Here is a 19,494-nt window from a genome sequence, read left to right as displayed (position 1 = left end):
CCTTCTTCCGGGCGCCGGCCAATAACGGCCGGACGCCGGGTGATTCGTGGCGGGATGTTTCGTCCTGCTCGCAGATTCGGGTAATCCCTTGCTTCAGGTGTGCTGCGAGTCAGGAAAATCGTATCCGCTTGATTCGATGGACTCAAACGAATTAAAGTGGCTCATCGCTGAATTGGATTCATGTGAGCGCCGCAATGCACAATCGGGTCACACTCAAGTCGATACAGGCATTCGAGGCCGCTGCGCGGCTGTCGTCGTTTGCGCTCGCAGCAGACGAACTGTTCGTGACGCCGTCCGCGATCAGTCATCAGATCAAGCTTCTGGAGGATCAGTTGAGCGTGCGGCTCTTTCATCGCGTGCATCGCGCGGTGATCCTCACCGACACGGGGCGGCACTATGCGGAGGAGATCGGCGCGGCGTTCGCGCGCATCGACAAGGCGACGCGCGACATCGGACGGGTCGAGAAGAGCGACATCCTCACCGTGCATGCGACGCCCAGCATCGCGACGCAATGGCTGATGCCGCGGCTCGCGCGTTTCAGCGCACTGCATCCGGACATCGATGTGCGGCTCAATGCTTCTTCAGCACCCGTGGATCTGATCAAGGAGTCCGTCGACATCGATATCCGCTACGGTGCACGGCGGTTGCAGCCGGCGGGTACGATGGTGCTCGACCTGCCGCTCGAGACGATCGTGCCGTTATGCTCGCCGCGTCTCGCGAACGGCGAGCACCCCATACGTACAGTCGCGGATCTGCGGCATCACGCGCTGATCCATAGCGAAGGTTGCCTGGTGGGATGGCGGGACTGGATGCGGCTGCATCGCAAGGTCGTGCTCGACATCATGCGCGGTCCGCGTTTCGATCGCTCGTTTATGGCGATCAGCGCAGCGGTGGACGGGATGGGCGTGTGCCTGGAAAGTATGCTGCTCGTGCAGCGCGAACTGGAGATGGGGACGCTGGTGGCGCCGCTGGGGTTCGAGGGATTGAGAGTGAATGGCTACACGCTCAATTTGCTGAAGTCGCGCGCGGACTTGCCGAAGCTCAAGTGCTTTCAGGACTGGCTGTTTGCTGAGTTGTCGGGGCAAGGATAGGGGCAGTTCATGCGAACGGCAGGCGCTGGAATGGCCATGTAACGTAACGATACGGATCTATGCGGTTGGCTTTCGCGGGTGCTGTGGCTTAGAGATGCAAAATGAACGCTTGGCAAACCGGGGGGCGTCCATGCATAGCTCGAGGCTCGGCAGACGAAAGATACAGCTGCATAACCCAAAACCTCTGGATTGCGAAAAACAGAGGGAAAGTCAGTATCGGGCATTCGCGCTGGTTGTTGAGACTCGATTACACACGCGCCATCGGCCCTTACTGCGAAGCGCCCACGCATGATCTGGCGCCACCAGTTCGGCGTATTGTCGGGAAGCCGGCCGGCATCGAGCGCGTAGTCCCTCGCCGCGCTAAGTTCCATCTTGATGCGGTTCGCATAGGTGGGGCGACCACGTAACCTTTCCAGCAGATCGAACTTCACCTTCGGTCTGATGCCGGTTTCTCGAACTACTTTCAACCTGCAAAAAAACCTACGCCAACTGTCACGCCAGCCTCGAAGTTTTACAACGCGATAGCGCACGTCGTTACCGGCTTGATTGACGTAATTGTTATATTAAGTCATTGTTTTTAAGATTATTTTGTGTTGCCTGCGTATTTCGACATATATCTGTGATCGCAGCACCGAAGCCGTTTGACAATCTTTAAACCATTTAATTTGAGACAGTTCTTATACTGTCTTGCAAATTGTCAAATTTCCCGTTTCCCCAAGGCGGGAAGCGCAATGACATGAGAAGGCAGACGGGGCCATTCACCGTGCGGGCGAGACCAGCCAAACCGAAGTACGACCCCTAGAGGTCGATAATTGAATACCCAGGAGCGCCGGAAAGGGCCTGAGAGAGAACTGGGAAACGTCGGGGAGCGGCTCCCGAAGCACCGGGCCGGGCCGGATGGCAGCTTAATCGCATCCGGAAGAAAGACGGCTGTTTTCGATTATGATGATTCGCCTTCGTAGCAATTGACGCGACAAAAGCGAAAAATATGCGCCAATTTCGAGACAGGACGGCGACGGATCTGGACATGGCGCGGGGCCTTGGCGCCCGACAATCGAAAAAGAGTGACGTCGAGGATGAAACGAGGAGCCGGATCGACGGCGTAGCTGCCGTCAATCCCGGTCATCGACCGGCCTGTCGGCCACCAGATACGAAGGACGATGTCGCTTTGCGGGGTTCTATGAGAATTGCAGTCCTAGAGGACGATCCGGCTCAGGCCGATCTTGTATGCCAGACGCTGTCGGCGGCGGGGCATATCTGTCACGCGTACGGCGCGGGCCGTGAACTGGTGCGGCAGCTGCGGCGCCAGACTTTCGATTTGCTGGTGCTCGACTGGAACGTGCCCGACATGTCCGGCGAAGAAGTGCTGCGATGGGTTCGCCAAAGCCTGTCCGAGCGTTTGCCGGTGCTGTTCATGACGAGTCGCAGTCGCGAGACCGACATCACCTCGATCCTCAATACCGGCGCGGACGACTACATCGTCAAGCCAGTCTCGGCGGCGGTGCTGCTGGCGCGCGTCGGTTCGCTGCTGCGCCGCGCGTATCACCTGAAGCCTGCCGCGGCGAAAGAAGTCTTCGGCGAATTCGAGTTCGATCTGGGCTTGAAGCACGTGGTGGTGCGCGGCGCGACGGTGGCCGTGACGCAGAAGGAATTCGAACTCGCGTTGCTGTTGTTTCAACATCTGAGTCGGCCGCTGTCGCGCGCGCACATCCTCGATGTGATCTGGAAGCAGGCGACCGACATTCCCTCGCGCACGATGGACACGCACGTGTCGATGCTGCGCAGCAAGCTCGGCTTGCGTCCGGAGCACGGCTATCGTCTGACGCCGATCTACGGCTATGGCTATCGGCTCGAGCGTATCGAGTCCGGCGCACCGGTCGCGAGCGACGAACGCCCTGAAGCGGGGGGCGTGTGACGGTGTCCTTCGACACGGCAGCGCGCGATGTCGTGCGCTCGCCGGGCCGCCGGGCGTGCGCAGTGCTGGCGGCAGGCCTGAGCGCCGCCGTGATGTGCTTCGCACCGTCACGGGCCGACGCCCAGACCTCCCACCCGCCGAAGCCACGCGCGACGGCCGCCGCGCCGCTCTATGTCTCGTACGTGACCCACGATGGCGACACGTTATATGACATTGCTGACCGCTATATGCGCGATCCGCAGGATTGGGCCGTCCTGAGCCGCCTGAATCGCCTGCCCGCGCCGCGCCGCATGCCGGCCGGAATCGCGCTGTGGCTGCCGGCCGACCAGCTCAGACAGGACCAGGAATCGGCACGCGTCATCGCGACGAGCGGCCCGGCCGGGCGCGCGTTCGGCAAGAGCCCCTACACACCGCTGTCAGTCGGCATGACGGTCGGCGAAGGCGACCGCATCCGCACCGGCCATGACGGTTTTGTCACGTTGGAGTTGCCGGACGGTTCGCACGTATCGATCTTGCAGGAAGGCACGCTCGACATCGGCAAGCTCCGGAACACCGTGCTGACCGGCGCGGCTGACCGGGTTCTCGAACTGCATCGTGGCGAAGTCGACAGCGAGGTGACGCACGCGACCAGAAAGGACGACCGTTTCCAGATTCGCTCACCTTCGGTGGTGGCAGGCGTGCGCGGCACGCGTTTCAAGGTGGCGTACGACGGCGACGCGCAGATCACCGCCGTGGAAGTGCTGGACGGCGCGGTCGGTGTCGATCCTGGCGGCGTCGGTGGCCACGCGAAGGCGCCGCTGCCGGGGGTGCCGTTGCAGGCGTCCGCGCAACTCGTCAAGGCGCGCTTTGGCAGCATCACGCGCGCGGGCGGCGAGATCGGCGGTCCGGTCGAATTGCTGCCCGCGCCGGCGCTGACCGACCCGGCCAGGGTGCAGGACGGTAAGACGGTCGCTTTCGACCTCGTGCCGGCTGAGCCCGCGGTGGCCTATCGCGTGCAGATCGCGCGCGATGCCGATCAGCTCGACCTGATCCGCGATCAGCGTGTGAGCGCGCCGCATGCGGATTTCGGCGAACTGGCCGACGGCACCTATTTCGTGCGCATCGCCGCGATCGACAGCGACGGACTCGAAGGTTTGCCGCAGGTGTACGGCTTCGAGCGTCGCCAGTTCGGGCTGGCGGCGTCGGCGGCGCAACGCGCCGGCAGCCGCGACTACGAATTCCGCTGGTTCGTCAGCCGCACCGATGTCGAGACGCGCTTTCGCTTCGTGCTGGCGACAAGTGAAGATTTGCGCCACCCGATCGTCGATCGCACCGATCTGACGGGCGGACAAGTGGTCGTGAGCGATCTGCCGCCCGGTGTCTACTATTGGACGGTCGTCGCCGAGCAGTTCGAGAACGGCAGGTTCTATGAGAAGAGCAGCTCGATCCGTTCCTTCACGCTGGCGCGCTGACGCCGATAGAATCGCTGACTGAGAAGCGCCGGAAAACCTGTTGCACAGCCCAGGAACGAACCACCCTCTTGCCGACCCCATCCCCGCGCCTGAGCCTCGACCCGCGCGCGCGCCTCGGAAGGCGCGCCGGGCGCCGTTTCCTGGTCGAATGGCTGGGCATCGGCTGCCTTGGCCTCGTCGTGATTCTGCTCGGCTCGCCCGGACGGCTGACCGCGAGTGTCGATCATCTGGTCTACGATGGCTTTCTGAGCCTGCGCGCGCAGCCCGTGTCGTCCGACATCGTGCTGGTCGAAATCGACAACGCCAGCATCGCGCAGCTCGGCCGCTGGCCGTGGCCGCGCAGCGTGCATGCGCGGCTGCTCGAACAGATCGCCAGGGCGAAACCCGCCGCGGTGATCTACGACGTACTGTTCACCGAAGCCAATCCGGACGACCCCCAACTCGCCCGAGCCGTCGCCTCGTGCCCCACCTATCTGCCGGTGCTGCTGAGTCCGCTCGACAGTGCGGGCCGGCGCGCCGCCGTCGAACCGGTGGCGCCGCTCGCGCATGCCGCGGCCGGCCTCGGCCATATCAATTTCGAGGTCGACAGCGACGGTATCGTGCGCAGCGTCGCGCAATTTGAAGGCGACGCGAATTCGCGCTGGCCGCAATTGATGGTGCCGGTCGCGCGGGCCGTCGAGCGCGGCGCGCTGCAACAGTACGAGCGCCCGCGCAAACTCTCCCCCGACCACGCGGCGGCGCCGGAGCCGCAGGGCGAGGCCCGCTTTCTGATTCCCTTCGGTCCTAACGCTCAGAACTATGCGAAGCTGAGCTTCGCGAGCGTCCTCGCGGGCGACGTGCCGGCGGAACAGCTTCGCGGGCGCATCGTGCTGATCGGCGTGACCGCATCCGGCTTGTACGATCGCTTTGCCACGCCGGTGTCCGGTGTATTGGGCCCGCTGCCCGGCGTCTATATCCATGCGAACGTGCTCGACACGCTGCTGACCGGCCGCGCGATCGAGCCCGCCGAGCCGTGGCTGGTGTTCGCCGTGTCGCTGGTGCCGCTCGCCGCGCTGTTGGCGGGTTTTCTGGTGTTGTCGCCGCGCCGTTCGCTAATGTTGACCGGCGCGCTGTGCGTGCTTGCCGCGGCCGGCAGCGCGGCCTTGCTGTACGGCGTGCGGTTGTGGATGTCGCCGGTGCCGGCGATTGTCGGCGTGATCGTCGTGTATCCGATCTGGAACTGGCGGCGCCTCGAAATGACCATGGCCTATCTGCGCGAAGAACTGCAACGGCTCGCCGACGAACCGCATCTGTTGCCCGAAACGCCGCAGCGCCGCCGTGAGTTCGGCGGTGACGTGCTGGAGCAGCATATGGCGCTGATGGCGCGAGCCGCACAACGCGTGCAGGACATGAAGCGTTTCGTGTGGGACAGCCTCGACAGCATGCCCGAGCCGATCCTCGTGAGCGACGTGGACGGCATCGTGCTGATCGCGAACCATGCGGCCAAGGCGCATTTCGCGCGTCTGGGCGTCGGAACGCCGGAGGGCCAGCCGATGTGGACGGTGCTGGACGGCCTGACGCTCGTGAAGACCATCGATAGCGGCGCGGCATCCGATGCCGAAAACAATCAGTTCGCGCATGCCCATTGGCCCGCGCTGCTCCATCCGGCGCGCGGCGAATTTGCCGCGCTGATGGCACAGGGCATCGAGGTGCGCGACGCCAATGAGCGCGACCATCTGCTGCGGTACGCGAACTGCACCAACGAGCAAGGCGAGACGACCGGCTGGATCGCGGGGCTGGTCGACGTGTCGGCGCTGCATGCGGCCGAGCGCCAGCGCGAAGATGCGCTGCGGCTGCTGTCGCACGACATGCGCTCGCCGCAGGCGTCGATTCTGGCGCTGGTGGAGATGGAGCGCGCCCGCGGCGAAGCGGCGCCGGCGCACGAATTGCTGGAGCGCATCGAACGCTATGCGCAACGCGCGTTGACGCTCGCTGACGATTTCGTGCAACTGGCGCGCGCCGAATCGCAAACCTACGTGCTCGAGCCAGTGAGCCTGACCGAGCTGATGATCGACGCCAGCGATGAAGTCTGGCCGCAGGCCCATGCCAAGCGGATCACGCTGCAAACGGATACCGACGGCGACGACGGCCACTGGATCTGCGCCGACCGTTCGCTGATGACGCGCGCGCTCGTCAACATCCTGAACAATGCGGTCAAATACAGCCCGCCCGCTACGCGGATCACATGCAGCCTCGGCAGTCCCGGCAGTCCCGGCAGCCTCGACAACCTGGCGGCGAAGGCCGCGCGGGGCGCCGCCAGACGCGTGTCGTGTACGATCCGCGACGAAGGCTACGGCATTCCCGAGGAACAGCAGGTGGGTCTGTTCGAGCGGTTCCAGCGCTTTCACCAGACGGAGCGGCCCGAAGTCGGCGGCGCGGGATTGGGGATGGCGTTTGTCAAAACCGTCGTGACGCGCCATGGCGGCGATGTCGAGGTGGTCAGCGCGCCGGGCAAGGGGACGGCTTTTACGATCTGGCTGCCGGCCTTCGATGACACGTAGCCTGAATGTCGGCGCTGACGCGCCGTAACGTGGCGCATCAGGCGAGACCCATGCACAGCATGAACACGCACCTTATCGAAGCGAGAAGATGGTGAAATCGATACTGATCTGTGCCGCGCTGGCCGCGGCGACTCTCAGCGGTTGCACGGGCCTGAACGCCGACGTGCACACCTCGATTCCGGCCGCCGCATTGCAAGGCGAGCGCACCTATACGATCGCGCGCACGCCGTCGCAGGACGCCAGCGCGGATCATCCGCAATTCGAAGCCGTGCTGCGCGATGAACTGGCGAAGCATGGTTTCGCCGATGCGTCGGCGCAGCAGGCGCACTATCTGTTGTCGATCGCCTATGCCACGCGGCCGGCCACGGTGGGCGTCGATGCCGCGGATTGCGCGGCAGGCGCGTGCGGCCGTCCGGCCGAGCCGCCGTTCTCGCTGTTCGGCGAGCGCGCCTATCAACACTTGTTGACGCTGCGGTTTTTCGAGCGGGCGAACGGACATGAAGTCTACAAGGTCAGCGCGATGAGCAGCGATCGCGATGCCGATCCGCTGCACGCGATGCCGACGCTCGTGAAAAGTGCGTTGGCGAATTTTCCGTTCGGCGCACCGGCGGACTGGCGCGTGAAGCTGCGCGCCGATCAGGCGGGCGGCGTGCCGGACGTGGTATCGGTGAAGCCGGTCGTACAGTAGAACGCAGGCGCTATTGCGGCGCTTTATCGTCCGGCCAGCGGTTTTCGAACACGCAGTCGGCGAGCGGCATGCGGCTCGCCCAGCGTTCGGTTTCCAGCATCGGCTCGCTGTAAAACTGCTCGACGTGGCCGAGGCACAGGATCGCCACCGGCCGTGCACCCGCGGGCATGTGCAGCAGCGAGCGCACCGTGTCGACATCGAAGAGCGACACCCAGCCCATTCCCAGTCCTTCCGCGCGGGCGGCGAGCCACATGTTCTGGATCGCGCACGCCACCGAGGCGAGATCCATCTCCGGCAGGGTGCGGCGCCCGAAGATATGCCGCTCGCGGCCGTCCATCAGCGCCATCACCAGCAGTTCGCCGCATTCCAGCATGCCTTCGACCTTCAGCTTCATGAACTCTTCGCGCCGCTTGCCGAGGGCGTCGGCGGTGGCGAGCCGTTCGCTTTCGACGGTCTCGTGCAAGGCGGCGCGCAAGGTCGGATCGGTGATGCGCGCGATGCGCCACGGCTGCATGAAACCCACGCTGGGCGCGTGATGTGCCGCATCGAGCAGACGTTGCAAAACGGCCGGATCGACCGGGTCGCGCACGAAGTGGCGCATGTCGCGCCGTTCGTAAATCGCGCGGTAGACGGCCTCGCGCCCGGAGTCGTTAAAAGGCTTCGCCATTGAACAGGGCGGCCGTGAAGGCCGGGTTGGAGGGCCAATAAGCGTGCATGTAAGTCGCGACGATCGAGCCGGCGCGGAACACTGCCTCGCCGGGCGCGTCGCCCTGCGGCCGGGTGGCTGAACGCAACGGCGTGAGCGGCGTCGTCAGCTTCGAGTAGTGAAAGGTGTGGCCGGTCAGCGGGCCGTGCAGGCCGTCGATCTGCTGCATGCCGAGCGCGGTGAAGCGCGTTTGCATCGTCGCGTGACCGGGCAGCAGGCCGAGCATCGGCGTGCTTGCGCCGTTCGTGTCGGTGAGTCGATCGAGCAGGTAGAGCATGCCGCCGCATTCGGCGACGACCGGTTTGCCCGCTGCCGCATGCGCGCGGATCGCCGTGGCGCTGCGCGTGTTGCCGGCCAGCGCGGCGGCGTGCAGTTCGGGATAGCCGCCCGGGAGGTACAGGGCGTCGGTCTGGTCCGGTAAGGCATCGTCGGCGAGCGGGGAGAAGTATTCGACGTGCGCGCCGAGTGTTTGCAGGAGCGTGACGTTGGCCGGGTAGATGAACGAGAACGCCGCATCGCGTGCGATTGCGATCCGCTTGCCTTCCAGAAGGCGCGGCAACGTTTCCTGGACAGCCTCGCCGAATTCGACCGGCGGCGGCAATTCAGCCAGCGCGGTTTGCGCGAGTGCATCGGCGGCTCGATCCAGGCGGGTGTGCAGATCGCCGATCTCCGCGGCCTGGTACAGGCCGAGATGGCGGTCGGGCAACTCGATGTCGTCAGTGCCGGCGAGGTAGCCGCACCAGCGCATGCCGGGCGGCAACGATTCTTCGAGCATCTGCGCGTGCCTTGAAGAACCGACGCGATTGGCGAGCACGCCGTAAAACGGCAGTTGCGGCCTGAATTGCGCGAGACCGAAGGCCACCGCGCCGAAGGTCTGCGCCATCGCCTTCGCTGAAATCACCGCCAGTACCGGCACGCCGAATACGGTTGCCAGGTCGGCGCTGCTCGGCGTGCCGTCGAACAGGCCCATGACGCCTTCGATCAGGATCAGATCGGCAACGGCCGCCGCTTGCGCGAGCAGATTGCGGCATGCGGCTTCGCCCACCATCCAGAGATCGAGCGACAGCACCGGCGCGCCGCTGGCTTGCGCCAGGATCATCGGGTCGAGAAAGTCGGGACCGGTCTTGAACACGCGCACACGCCGCCCCAGCCGCCGATGGTAGCGCGCCAGACCCGCGGTGATCGTGGTCTTGCCTTGACCCGAAGCCGGCGCGCTAATGAACAGGGCGGGGCAGGCCCCGAAGGCAGTCCCCTTGGGGGGCGCGGACATCGCTCAGAACTCCACGCCGCGCTGCGCTTTCACGCCTTGCTCGCGATACGGATGCTTGACGATGCGCATTTCGGTGACGAGGTCGGCGGCTTCGATCAACGCGTCCGGCGCGTGACGGCCGGTCACCACCACGTGGAGCATGGCCGCACGCGCGTTCAGGACGGACAACACTTCGTCGAGCGGCAGGTATTCGTACTTCAGCACGGTATTCAATTCGTCGAGGATCACCATCTGGTAGTCGCCGCTCTCGATCATGCGGCGCGCTTCGTCCCAGCCTTTGCGCGCGGTGGCGATGTCGGCGTCGCGGTTTTGCGTGTTCCACGTATAGCCGTCGCCCATCGTGACGAAATCGCAATTGGCGATCGCGCCGAGGAAGTCGCGCTCCGAGGTATGCAGCGCGCCTTTGATGAACTGCACGACGCCCAGACGCATGCCGTGTCCCAGCACCCGCACGGCCATGCCGAACGCGGCGGTGGTCTTGCCTTTGCCGGTGCCGGTGTTGACGATCAGCAGGCCTTTTTCGACGGTGGCGGCGGCCTGCTTTTTCTCGTGGCCTTCGCGCCGGCGCTCGGTCATGCGTTGATGCGATTCGGGGTCGGTCTTCATGGAAGGTCCTGTTCGTTGGAGTCGTTGTGGGTGGGTTCGACGCCGGCGTGAGCGGTCGAAGCGATCGCTACGGTGACGCCGTCGAGTGCGGTTTTGCGCACGATGAGCTGCGCCCCGGCTGCAGTGGATTCCGCACTTGCGGCCAGCAACGCGCAGGGTTCGCAGACGCCGTCCACGCCGAGATGTTCGCGTGCCGCCGCCGAAGGTTCAGTGCCGGCCACGGGCAACGCGGCAATCTGCTCGCGGCTGAACAGTTTCAACGGCAGCGCGTGACGTGCGCAGAATTCGAGCAAGCCCGTTTCGTGGGCCTTGAGGTCGAGGGTGGCGACTGCGCCGATTTCATCGTATGTCCGAGTGCCGAGCGCCGCGCGCACGGCTGCCTCGATCTGTTGCGCCGAGCTATGCAAGCGGCAACCGATGCCGACGGTCAGCGTTTTCATCGCGCCCCTGCTGCGTCGGCATTCGCCGCGGCCCGCGCGAGCGCCAGCGACGCCACCCCGCCAATCACCACAATCGCCGGCGAGCCGAGACCGGCGCGCGCGACTGCGTCGGCCAGGCCGCCAAGTTGCGCGAGCGCGTGTCTTTGTCCGGGACGTGTCGCAGATTCGATCGCGGCACACGGCGTATCGGCGGCCATGCCTGCCGCGAGCAACGTGCCGGCGATATCGTTGAGGCGCCGCATGCCCATGTAGATCACCAGCGTCATCCGCGTGGCGACGAGCGCCCTCCAATCCGGCTCGCCGCTCCCGGCGCTGTGCCCGGTGACGAACACCACGCCCTGCGCGTGATCGCGATGCGTGACCGGAATGCCGATCGCCGCGGGCGCCGCGATTCCCGCCGTGATGCCGTTGACGACTTCCACCTCGATGCCCGCCGCATGCAGCGCCTGCTGCTCTTCGCCGCCGCGGCCGAAGACGAACGGATCGCCGCCTTTCAGGCGCGCGACACTGCGCCCGGCCCGCACATGTTCGAGCATCTGCGCGACGATCTCGGCCTGCGGCGTCGACGGATGCCCGCCACGTTTGCCGACATGAACGACCAGCGCGTCGGCGCGCGCGAATTGCAGCACTTCGGGATTCACCAGATCGTCGACCAGCACCACGTCGGCCTGCGCCAAGGCGCGGGTTGCCTTGAGGGTCATCAGTTCGACGTCGCCGGGGCCGGCGCCGATCAGCCAGGCGCGGCTCATCGCGGCGTGCATGGCGCGCGCCATGTCGTGACAAGTGGAAACAGGCGAGCCATGCAGACGGCCCAGGCGGAAATAGAACTCATGCGGTGCGACAGATTACGCACAACGGCAACGCCGCTCGCCGGGTTTTCATCGGAATCGCAAACGGGCGTTCGTATTACGTCGTGCTTCAGCGCCTTCACATCCGTCCCTCGCGGATTCAGGCGGCCGGCGGCGTGACATTCGCCGCCTCCGCGTCTGGCCGGTATCCGGGCTGGCGGCCTCATGCGCTTTGCCTTCCCGTCCTGATTCGTCAGACAGTGGCATGGAGAACGCATGCGCGGCGCGACAGGATTGAACCCGGCGCCGCAGGTCGCTTACCGTTGCGGGGACAGCACAGGTTGAGCGCAATCGAGCGCGGCCTGTTTCCCGTTTAACTGCACATGCGAACGCATGTGCGGGCACCAAACGCGCGCATACGATAGCACACAGCGGCACACGGCGGCCCGCGCCGGCACGCGCTGCAAGACCCTGGCGCGGCCCGACTCGCGGCCCGCGCTTCCTTGACGGCGCTGGGCCGCGGGCCTACACTCGCACGCATTTTGGTGCTCGTGTGCGCGCTCGTGCGCATGCAGTTAAACGGGAAACAGGGCGCCCGCCTGCTATGGACCGGGTCAACCTGTGCTGCCCCCGCAACGGTAAGCGAAAAGCGGCGCCTGGATGAGTTGTCCAGCGCCGCGGAGCCGGCTTCGATGTCCACGCGCAAGGCCGCGTCGGCATATGACCACTGGGCGAGAAATCACTCGCGCGGGAAGGTGAAGCGGCGCTTTTGCCAGCCCGGATACCGGCCAGAATATGACGGATGAACGCCGCGGGGATGCGGTGGCTCGTTCATGACCTCGTTCTCTGTTGCCGCGGCAATGCCGCTTTTCGTCCCCGCTGTCGTATCTATGTTCCGTTTTCGTGTTTGCGTGCCTGGCGTTGGTTTGTCCTGGGCTCGAGCGCATTCGGACTCGAACCAGACCCGGACCGCCGGCGTGTGAACGCGCAACTTCTTCGGATGGACCCAACGATGCAAACTCAAATGCGCAAGATCCCCGTCACCATCGTGACGGGCTTTCTCGGCAGCGGCAAGACCACGCTGTTGCGGCATATTCTTCAGCACGCGGCCGGCAAGCGCATTGCGGTGATCGTCAACGAGTTCGGCGAACTCGGCATCGACGGTGAAATCCTCAAGGGTTGCGGCATCGGTTGCGATGAGAACGGCGTCGAAAGCGAAGGGCAACTGTATGAGCTCGCGAACGGCTGCCTGTGCTGCACGGTGCAGGAAGAGTTTTTCCCGGTGATGGAGAAGCTTGTCGAGCGCCGCGAGCAGATCGATCACGTGCTGATCGAAACCTCCGGTCTTGCACTGCCGAAGCCGCTGGTGCAGGCCTTCAACTGGCCGCAGATCAAGAGCAGCTTCACCGTCGACGCGGTGGTCACGGTGGTGGACGGCCCCGCCGCAGCGAGCGGCCAGTTTGCCGAGAACCCGGTTGCTGTCGATGCGCAGCGCAAGGCCGATCCGAATCTCGATCACGAATCGCCGCTGCACGAGCTGTTCGAAGATCAGCTGTCGGCGGCCGATCTGGTGATTCTGAACAAAACGGATTTGCTCGACGATGAGCAGCAGTCCGCTGTCGAGACCGTGATCCGTGAAGAGATTCCGCCGCAAGTGAAGATCGTGCGCGCGCAGATGGGCCAACTCGATCTGCACACGTTGCTCGGCCTCGAAGCCGCCTCCGAAGAAACGATCCACTTGCGCCACGACCACCACGGTTCGGCCGACGACGCCGATCACCATCATGACGAATTCGATTCGGTCGTGGTGCAAGCGAGCGCGTCGTCGCGTGAAGCGGTGATCGCTGCGCTGCAAGGGCTAGTCGAAACGCACACGATTTACCGCGTCAAGGGTTTTGCGGCGTTGCCGGGCGCGCCGATGCGGCTCGTGATTCAAGGCGTGGGGCGCCGTTTCGACAGCTACTTCGATCGTCGCTGGCAAGCCGTCGAAATCGGCGAGGGCCGTCAAAGCCGCTTCGTGCTGATCGGCGAGGACCTGGATCAGGCCGCGCTGCAATGCGCGTTCGACGCTGCATTGGGCGCTGCATTGCGCATTGTGTCGAGCGCCGAACCGCAACAGGCGTAATCGATCATGCATTTGCTGCGCACTACGCCGGGAGGCTTTGTCGACGATACGCAGGGCGTGATCCGTATCGATCAGCAGCCGGCCGATATCGTCGTGCTCAGCTCCGCCGATACGACGCTGTCGCTGCTCGCCAGCGTGTTTCCTCGCCTGGGTGCCGATTTCCCGAGCGTGCGGCTCGCGAATGTCACTTATTTGCGGCAACCGGCGTCGGTCGATTTCTATGTCGAGGACGTGCTGCAGCATGCGCGCGTCGTGGTCGTGGATCACCTGGGCGGCGAGGCGTACTGGCCTTACGGGATCGAGCAGGTGGTCGCGCTCGCCGGGCGCAGGAAGCAGACGCTGGCGATGTTCTCCGGCGATTTGCAGGAAGATCCGAATCTGCTTGCGCGCAGTACGGCTGATGCCGAACTGTGCCATCAGCTGTGGCGTTATCTGCGCGAAGGCGGCGCGCAGAATGCCGAGGCGTTCCTGCGCTGCATTGCGTATCGCGCGTTCGGCTGGGGACCTGAACCCGCACCGCCGCGCGCGTTGCCTGCCGCAACGCTCTACCATCCCGAGCGCGATACGCCGACGATGGCCGACTGGCAAGCGCGCTGGAGTAAGGATGCGCCGGTTGCCGCGATCCTGTTCTACAAAGCGCACTTGCAGGCGGCCAACACAGCCGTGTTCGACGCGCTGATCGCCGCGCTCGAAACGCAGGGTTTGAATCCGCTGCCGATTGCGATTACCTCGCTGAAAGATGCGATGAGCCGCCAAGTCGTGCAGCAGTTGTGCGCGCAACATGATGTCTCGCTGGTGCTGAACACGACCGCGTTTGCCGCGTCGGCGATCGACGACCCCGAGCCGCTCGCGCTGGCCGGCGACGCGCCGGTCATGCAGGTGATCCTGAGCGGCGGCAATCGCGAAGACTGGCTCAAGGACAACCAGGGCCTCAACTCGCGCGATATCGCGATGCATATCGCGCTGCCGGAGGTGGACGGCCGCATCATCACGCGGGCGATCAGTTTCAAGGGACTCGCCTATCGTTGTCCGCACACGGAAGTCGATGTGGTCCGCTATCAGCCGGACCTCGAACGGGTCGGTTTTCTCGCTGAACTAAGCCGCCGCTGGTGCCGTCTGCGCACGCTCGAGAACGCCGACAAGAAACTCGCGCTGATTCTCGCCAACTACCCTATGAGCGAAGGGCGCATCGGCAATGGCGTGGGACTCGATACGCCGGCATCGGTGGTCGGCATCCTGTCGATGCTTCGCGACGAAGGTTATCGATTGAGCGATCTGCCCGCTGACGGCGACGCGCTGTTGAACAAGCTGACCGAAGGCGTTACCAACGATCCCGTCGTGCGTGACTTGCGGCCCGCGCTGCAAAGCCTCGCACTGGACGACTATCTCCTGTATTTCAACCGGCTGCCCAGCGAGGCGCGCGACGCATTGAACGCGCGCTGGGGCTCGCCTGAGCAGGACCCGACGCTGCGGCGCGGCCGTTTCATGATTGCGGGCTGGCGCTGCGGACACGTGTTCGTCGGCATACAGCCGTCGCGCTCGCGCGAACAAGGCGATTATGGGAGCTATCACGACGCCGATCTCGTGCCGCCGCATGCCTATCTCGCGTTCTATTTCTGGCTGCGCCATCAGTTCGGCATCGACGCAGTCGTGCACGTCGGCAAGCATGGCAACCTCGAATGGCTGCCGGGCAAGAGCGTCGCGCTAAGCGATGCGTGCTGGCCCGATCTGATTCTCGGGCCGCTGCCGCATCTCTATCCGTTCATCGTCAACGATCCGGGCGAGGGCAGCCAGGCCAAGCGCCGCGCGCAGGCCGTCATCATCGATCACCTGATGCCGCCGCTCACGCGCGCCGAAAGCTATGGGCCATTGCAGGATCTCGAGCGCCAGGTCGACGAATACTATGAAGCGCTGATGGTCGACCCGCGCCGCGCGAAGCTATTGAGGCGCACGATTCTTGCGACCATCGTGGAGCATCGGTTGCATGAAGAGCTGAGTCTCGCGAAGCCGGACGGACAGGATGCCGAGGACGTGCTGCTGACGCGCGTCGATGCGTGGCTGTGCGAGTTGAAGGAAGCGCAGATTCGCGATGGCTTGCACACCTTCGGGCGTTCGCCCGAAGGCGTGCAGCGGCGCGATACGTTGCTGGCGCTGGGGCGTTTCCCGGTTGGCGACGGGCAAGCTGAAAGAGCCGGTTTGGTCGATGCGTTGGCGCGCGATCTGCGGATGGATCATCTGTTCGATCCGCTGTCGGTGGATTGGTCCGCGGCGTGGGATGGACCGCGTCCCGATGTTTTGCAGCGCGTGAGCGATGCGCCTTGGCGGCACTGCGGCGATACGCGCGAGCGTCTGGAGTTGTTGGCGGCCGGGATGCTGCGCGAGGTGTGCGGCGATGAAGCTGATGCATGGGCGCCAGCGGCGGGGACCTTGCCGCAAGCCGAACGTGTGATCGAGCGCCTGCGTGCCGACGTCCTGCCGCGGCTCGACGCGTGCGGGCCGCAAGAAATGCGGCATCTGAAGCGCGGTCTCGAAGGGCGCTTCGTGCCGCCGGGGCCGAGCGGTTCGCCGTCGCGTGGACGGCCCGACGTGCTGCCGACCGGCCGCAACTTCTATTCGGTCGATACGCGCGCGATTCCGACGCAAGCGGCGTGGTCGCTCGGCTTGAAATCCGCACAGCAGCTAATCGAGCGGCATTTGCAGGAAAACGGCGACTACCCGCGTGCGATCGGGCTCTCGGTGTGGGGCACGGCGACCATGCGCACGGGCGGCGACGATATCGCCCAGGCGCTCGCTCTACTCGGCGTGCGGCCGAAGTGGGCCCCGGGCAGTCATCGCGTTACCGACTTCGAGATCATGCCGATCGAGGCGTTCGACCGGCCGCGCATCGACGTGACCTTGCGCGTCTCCGGCTTTTTCCGCGATGCATTCGCGAATGTGATGCATCTGTTCGATGCCGCGGTGCAGGCGGTGGCCGAGCTCGACGAACCCGAGGAGTTGAACCCGATCCGTGCGCGCGTGCTGCGTGAGCGCGATGCGTTAATCGCGCGCGGCATGGATGCGGCCGAAGCGCGTAAGCGCGCCGGCTGGCGCGTGTTCAGCGCGCGGCCCGGTGCGTATGGCGCGGGCTTGCAGGACATGATCGACTCGCGGCAATGGCAAACCGACGCTGACCTCGCGAACGCGTATCAGGCGTGGGGCGGCTACGCGTACACGCAGAAAAGCGCCGGCGAAGAAGCACGCCAGGCGTTCGGCACGCGTCTCGCCGCGATGGACGTGGTGCTGCAGAATCAGGACAACCGCGAGCACGATGTGCTCGATTCGAACGATTACTATCAGTTTCAAGGCGGCATGGTGGCGGCAGTCCGGCAGCTCGCGGGCAATCAGCCGCATATCTATCATGCCGACCACAGCAATCCGGCAGCGCCGCGAGTGCGCACGCTGCATGAGGAAATGGCGCGCGTGATCCGTTCGCGCGTTGTCAATCCGAAATGGCTCGACGGTGTGAAGCGCCACGGCTATAAAGGCGCCGCCGAAATCGCAGCAACGGTCGACTATTTGTACGGCTACGATGCGACCGCGCGCGTGATCGCCGATCACCAATATGCGCTCGTCGCCGATGCCTATCTGAACGACGCCGATACGCGCGAGTTCATGCAGCGGCACAATCCGCATGCGCTGCATTCCGTCTGCGAGCGTTTGCTCGAAGCGATGCAGCGTGGTTTGTGGCAGGCGCCCGGCGACTATCGCGCGCAAGTCGAACAGCATCTGCTGGCAAGCGAGCAGCAGATCGAAGGAATGCAAACATGAATGCAGCCACGATGAATGCAGCCATGCGGCCCGCTTTTCCATTCGCCGCGCTGGTCGGCCAGGCGCCGTTGCAGCAGGCGCTATTGCTGGCCGCAATCGATCCCGGTTTAGGCGGTGTGCTGGTCAGCGGGCCGCGCGGCACGGCGAAATCGACCGCTGCGCGCGCGCTCGCCGAACTGTTGCCTGAAGGGCAACTGGTGAATTTGCCGCTCGGTGCCAGCGAAGAGCGCCTGATCGGTACGCTCGATATCGAAACGGTGTTGCGCGATGGTTCAGTGCGGTTTTCGCCGGGGTTGCTCGCAAAAGCGCATCGCGGCGTGTTGTATGTCGATGAAGTCAATTTGCTGCCCGATGCGCTCGTCGATGCGCTGCTTGATGCGGCGGCGAGCGGCGTGAATACCGTTGAACGCGATGGGGTTTCGCATAGTCACGACGCGAGCTTCGTGCTGATCGGCACGATGAATCCGGAGGAAGGCGAGTTGCGGCCGCAACTGATCGACCGCTTTGGGCTGATGGTCGAGTTGCAGAACTGTTTTGAGCCGCTGGTGCGCCAGCAGATCGTGAAGGCGCGGCTGGCGTTCGATCTGGATCCGCAGGGTTTTCGCGCGGCCTATGCGCTGCAGCAGGACGCGTACGTCGAGCGGATTCGCGCGGCGCGCGAAGCACTGCCTCAACTCGTGTTCGACGATGCAGTGCACGCGCATGTCAGCGTGCTGTGCATTGCCGCGGCGGTGGATGGGCTACGTGCCGATCTCGTGATGCTGCGAGCGGCGCGGGCTTTGGCGGCGTATGAACAGGCGGCCGCGGTCACGACAGAGCACGTCGAGCGTGTTGCCGAAGCGGTGTTGATGCATCGGCGGCACGATCGCGCGGCGCGTGATAACGCAGCGCCGAACCAGACTTCCTTCGATGCCGACGAGGTGTCTTCGCAAGAGGTTGCTTCGTCCACAAGCGGCGCTGCTGCTGCATCCGGCGATAGCGATTGGGGCTATCTGCCGCCCGAGCCGGCCGGCATCACGCAGGTCAAAGGCGTTATCCCGCTCAGCGCAAAAAAACGCTGAGCCATCGGAAGGGCGCCGCCGCTGACTCGCGCAGCGGTTTTCGATGGCGGCAAGGTGCGGGCACGGGTTCGCGCACCCGCATGCAAGGCACGCCAGGCACCCGCATTGCATGGCCGCAGACGTTTGCTGCGATGCGGCGCGAGAAGCTGCGTGCCGAGCATCTGCGCTTCGTTCGCGAGGGGCCGCGGGGCGGCGTGCTGCATTGCTTCGTCCTCGATTGTTCCGGCTCAATGCTGGCGGGACAGCGTCTCGCGCTCGCCAAGGGGCTGTTGATCGCGTTGTTCGATCGGGCGAGCGCAGCGCGTGCCGAGGCGGCGCTGGTCTGTTTTGGTGGAGATCGAGCGGATCTGCGGTTCGGTCCTGCGGTGCCGCGGTGGTGGAATGAGCGTTGGCTGCGGCCGGTGGGCGGTGGGGGTGGCACGCCGTTTGCGTCCGGCGTGCGCAAGGCTGCGCAGTTGTTGGAGCGCACCGCGCGCCGCAAGCCTGCGCAGCAGCGCTGGCTGTGGATTTTGACCGACGGCCGCAGCAGCGATCAACCGGCGCGTCCACTCGATGCGGACGAAGTCGTATTCGTCGACTTCGAGCGCGAGGCGATCCGGCTCGGCCGTTGCGTGGCGCTCGCCGATGCGTGGGGCGCGACGCGTGTCACACCGGAAGAGTTGATCGGCTAGCCAGGCTGACGATTGAGCAACGCTTTCGCAGGTACTTATTTCAGTCCGTCCGACCGATACAGCACATCGTCCTGGCGGTCGAACACGAAGACTTTCATCGCCATCTGCTGGGCGGCGTCGAGTTGATCGAGTTCGAGGCCATGGGTCGACGGCTCGCCTGGCGAGCCGCCTGTCTGCACGTTGCGGATCACAGTGCTGGTTTCGATTGGCGTGTCGAGATCGGCTGATTTGAGCCGGAACGATATGCTAGCTGTCGCGCCGGGTTTCGAATCGGAGTTTGCGAGCACTCCTGAATTGATTCGGTTTTCTAAGTATTTTTCTGTTGCCGGCGATGC

General features: G+C 64.7%; 16 protein-coding genes and 2 riboswitches. Of the genes, 9 read left to right on the top strand and 7 right to left on the bottom strand.

What is annotated here, in order from left to right:
• Window positions 1-194 precede the first annotated feature (194 nt).
• Window positions 195-1,091 carry a transcriptional regulator GcvA gene (gene gcvA / locus DLM46_RS25725; protein WP_208866329.1) on the top strand — a complete coding sequence of 299 codons (897 nt, stop codon included), beginning with the start codon at window positions 195-197 and terminating at the stop codon, window positions 1,089-1,091.
• 940 nt (window positions 1,092-2,031) lie between these two features.
• Here the strand turns inward: gcvA and DLM46_RS39140 are convergent.
• On the bottom strand, window positions 2,032-2,217 hold the full coding sequence (locus tag DLM46_RS39140; protein WP_133300379.1) for a hypothetical protein: 186 nt from the start codon (window positions 2,215-2,217) through the stop codon (window positions 2,032-2,034).
• A gap of 54 nt (window positions 2,218-2,271) precedes the next feature.
• Between DLM46_RS39140 and DLM46_RS25715 the strand changes: the two genes are divergently transcribed.
• The 4 genes from DLM46_RS25715 (at window position 2,272) to DLM46_RS25700 (ending at window position 7,685) form a co-directional block, all read left to right on the top strand.
• Window positions 2,272-3,006 carry a response regulator transcription factor gene (locus DLM46_RS25715; protein WP_115105258.1) on the top strand — a complete coding sequence of 245 codons (735 nt, stop codon included), beginning with the start codon at window positions 2,272-2,274 and terminating at the stop codon, window positions 3,004-3,006.
• Window positions 3,003-4,457 (top strand): FecR family protein, encoded by a 1,455-nt coding sequence (locus DLM46_RS25710; protein ID WP_425274016.1) that lies wholly within the window; start codon window positions 3,003-3,005, stop codon window positions 4,455-4,457. Before DLM46_RS25715 ends, DLM46_RS25710 begins: the two co-directional genes overlap by 4 nt.
• Window positions 4,458-4,525: 68 nt before the next feature.
• Complete coding sequence (locus DLM46_RS25705; protein ID WP_115105257.1) at window positions 4,526-6,997, top strand: CHASE2 domain-containing protein; 2,472 nt, start codon at window positions 4,526-4,528, stop codon at window positions 6,995-6,997.
• Between the two features lie 88 nt (window positions 6,998-7,085).
• A complete protein-coding gene (locus DLM46_RS25700; protein WP_115105256.1) occupies window positions 7,086-7,685 on the top strand; it encodes a DUF4136 domain-containing protein in 600 nt (199 codons plus the stop codon).
• Between the two features lie 10 nt (window positions 7,686-7,695).
• Here DLM46_RS25700 and bluB read toward each other — a convergent pair whose 3' ends face one another.
• From bluB to cobA, 5 genes are read right to left on the bottom strand one after another with little or no spacing between them, the layout of a single operon-like run.
• Entirely contained in the window at window positions 7,696-8,352 is a 657-nt protein-coding gene (gene bluB / locus DLM46_RS25695) for a 5,6-dimethylbenzimidazole synthase (RefSeq protein WP_115105255.1), read from the bottom strand.
• Window positions 8,336-9,661 carry a cobyrinic acid a,c-diamide synthase CobB gene (locus tag DLM46_RS25690; protein ID WP_115105254.1) on the bottom strand — a complete coding sequence of 442 codons (1,326 nt, stop codon included), beginning with the start codon at window positions 9,659-9,661 and terminating at the stop codon, window positions 8,336-8,338. Before DLM46_RS25690 ends, bluB begins: the two co-directional genes overlap by 17 nt.
• A gap of 3 nt (window positions 9,662-9,664) precedes the next feature.
• Window positions 9,665-10,267: a cob(I)yrinic acid a,c-diamide adenosyltransferase gene (cobO, locus tag DLM46_RS25685; protein ID WP_115105253.1), complete on the bottom strand. Its 603-nt coding sequence runs from the start codon at window positions 10,265-10,267 to the stop codon at window positions 9,665-9,667.
• Window positions 10,264-10,707 (bottom strand): cobalamin biosynthesis protein, encoded by a 444-nt coding sequence (locus tag DLM46_RS25680; RefSeq protein ID WP_115105252.1) that lies wholly within the window; start codon window positions 10,705-10,707, stop codon window positions 10,264-10,266. The genes cobO and DLM46_RS25680 overlap by 4 nt, the downstream gene beginning before the upstream one ends.
• The gene (gene cobA, locus DLM46_RS25675; RefSeq protein ID WP_115105364.1) at window positions 10,704-11,456 is read right to left on the bottom strand and encodes a uroporphyrinogen-III C-methyltransferase; all 753 of its coding nucleotides are present in this window, start codon (window positions 11,454-11,456) and stop codon (window positions 10,704-10,706) included. The genes DLM46_RS25680 and cobA overlap by 4 nt, the downstream gene beginning before the upstream one ends.
• A gap of 222 nt (window positions 11,457-11,678) precedes the next feature.
• Window positions 11,679-11,919: riboswitch (cobalamin riboswitch) on the bottom strand.
• Window positions 11,920-12,021: 102 nt separating this feature from the next.
• Window positions 12,022-12,302: riboswitch (cobalamin riboswitch) on the top strand.
• Between the two features lie 205 nt (window positions 12,303-12,507).
• Here cobA and cobW point away from each other — a divergent pair.
• The 4 genes from cobW to DLM46_RS25655 all read left to right on the top strand — a co-directional run bounded on the left by cobW (window position 12,508) and on the right by DLM46_RS25655 (window position 19,159).
• Window positions 12,508-13,620, top strand: a complete 1,113-nt coding sequence (gene cobW / locus DLM46_RS25670) for a cobalamin biosynthesis protein CobW (RefSeq protein WP_115105251.1) — start codon at window positions 12,508-12,510, stop codon at window positions 13,618-13,620.
• Window positions 13,621-13,626: 6 nt separating this feature from the next.
• Window positions 13,627-17,427 carry a cobaltochelatase subunit CobN gene (gene cobN, locus DLM46_RS25665; protein ID WP_115105250.1) on the top strand — a complete coding sequence of 1,267 codons (3,801 nt, stop codon included), beginning with the start codon at window positions 13,627-13,629 and terminating at the stop codon, window positions 17,425-17,427.
• The gene (locus DLM46_RS25660; RefSeq protein ID WP_244306367.1) at window positions 17,424-18,488 is read left to right on the top strand and encodes a magnesium chelatase ATPase subunit I; all 1,065 of its coding nucleotides are present in this window, start codon (window positions 17,424-17,426) and stop codon (window positions 18,486-18,488) included. Before cobN ends, DLM46_RS25660 begins: the two co-directional genes overlap by 4 nt.
• An 80-nt stretch (window positions 18,489-18,568) precedes the next feature.
• A complete protein-coding gene (locus DLM46_RS25655; RefSeq protein ID WP_115105249.1) occupies window positions 18,569-19,159 on the top strand; it encodes a vWA domain-containing protein in 591 nt (196 codons plus the stop codon).
• Window positions 19,160-19,194: 35 nt separating this feature from the next.
• Here DLM46_RS25655 and DLM46_RS25650 read toward each other — a convergent pair whose 3' ends face one another.
• Entirely contained in the window at window positions 19,195-19,446 is a 252-nt protein-coding gene (locus DLM46_RS25650; RefSeq protein WP_244306366.1) for a PilZ domain-containing protein, read from the bottom strand.
• Window positions 19,447-19,494: the final 48 nt, after the last annotated feature.

The sequence above is a fragment of the Paraburkholderia lacunae genome, assembly GCF_003353175.1.
Taxonomy (GTDB): Bacteria; Pseudomonadota; Gammaproteobacteria; order Burkholderiales; family Burkholderiaceae; genus Paraburkholderia; species Paraburkholderia lacunae.
Note: the sequence above shows the minus strand (reverse complement) of the source record. Positions and strands in the feature narration are given on the sequence as shown.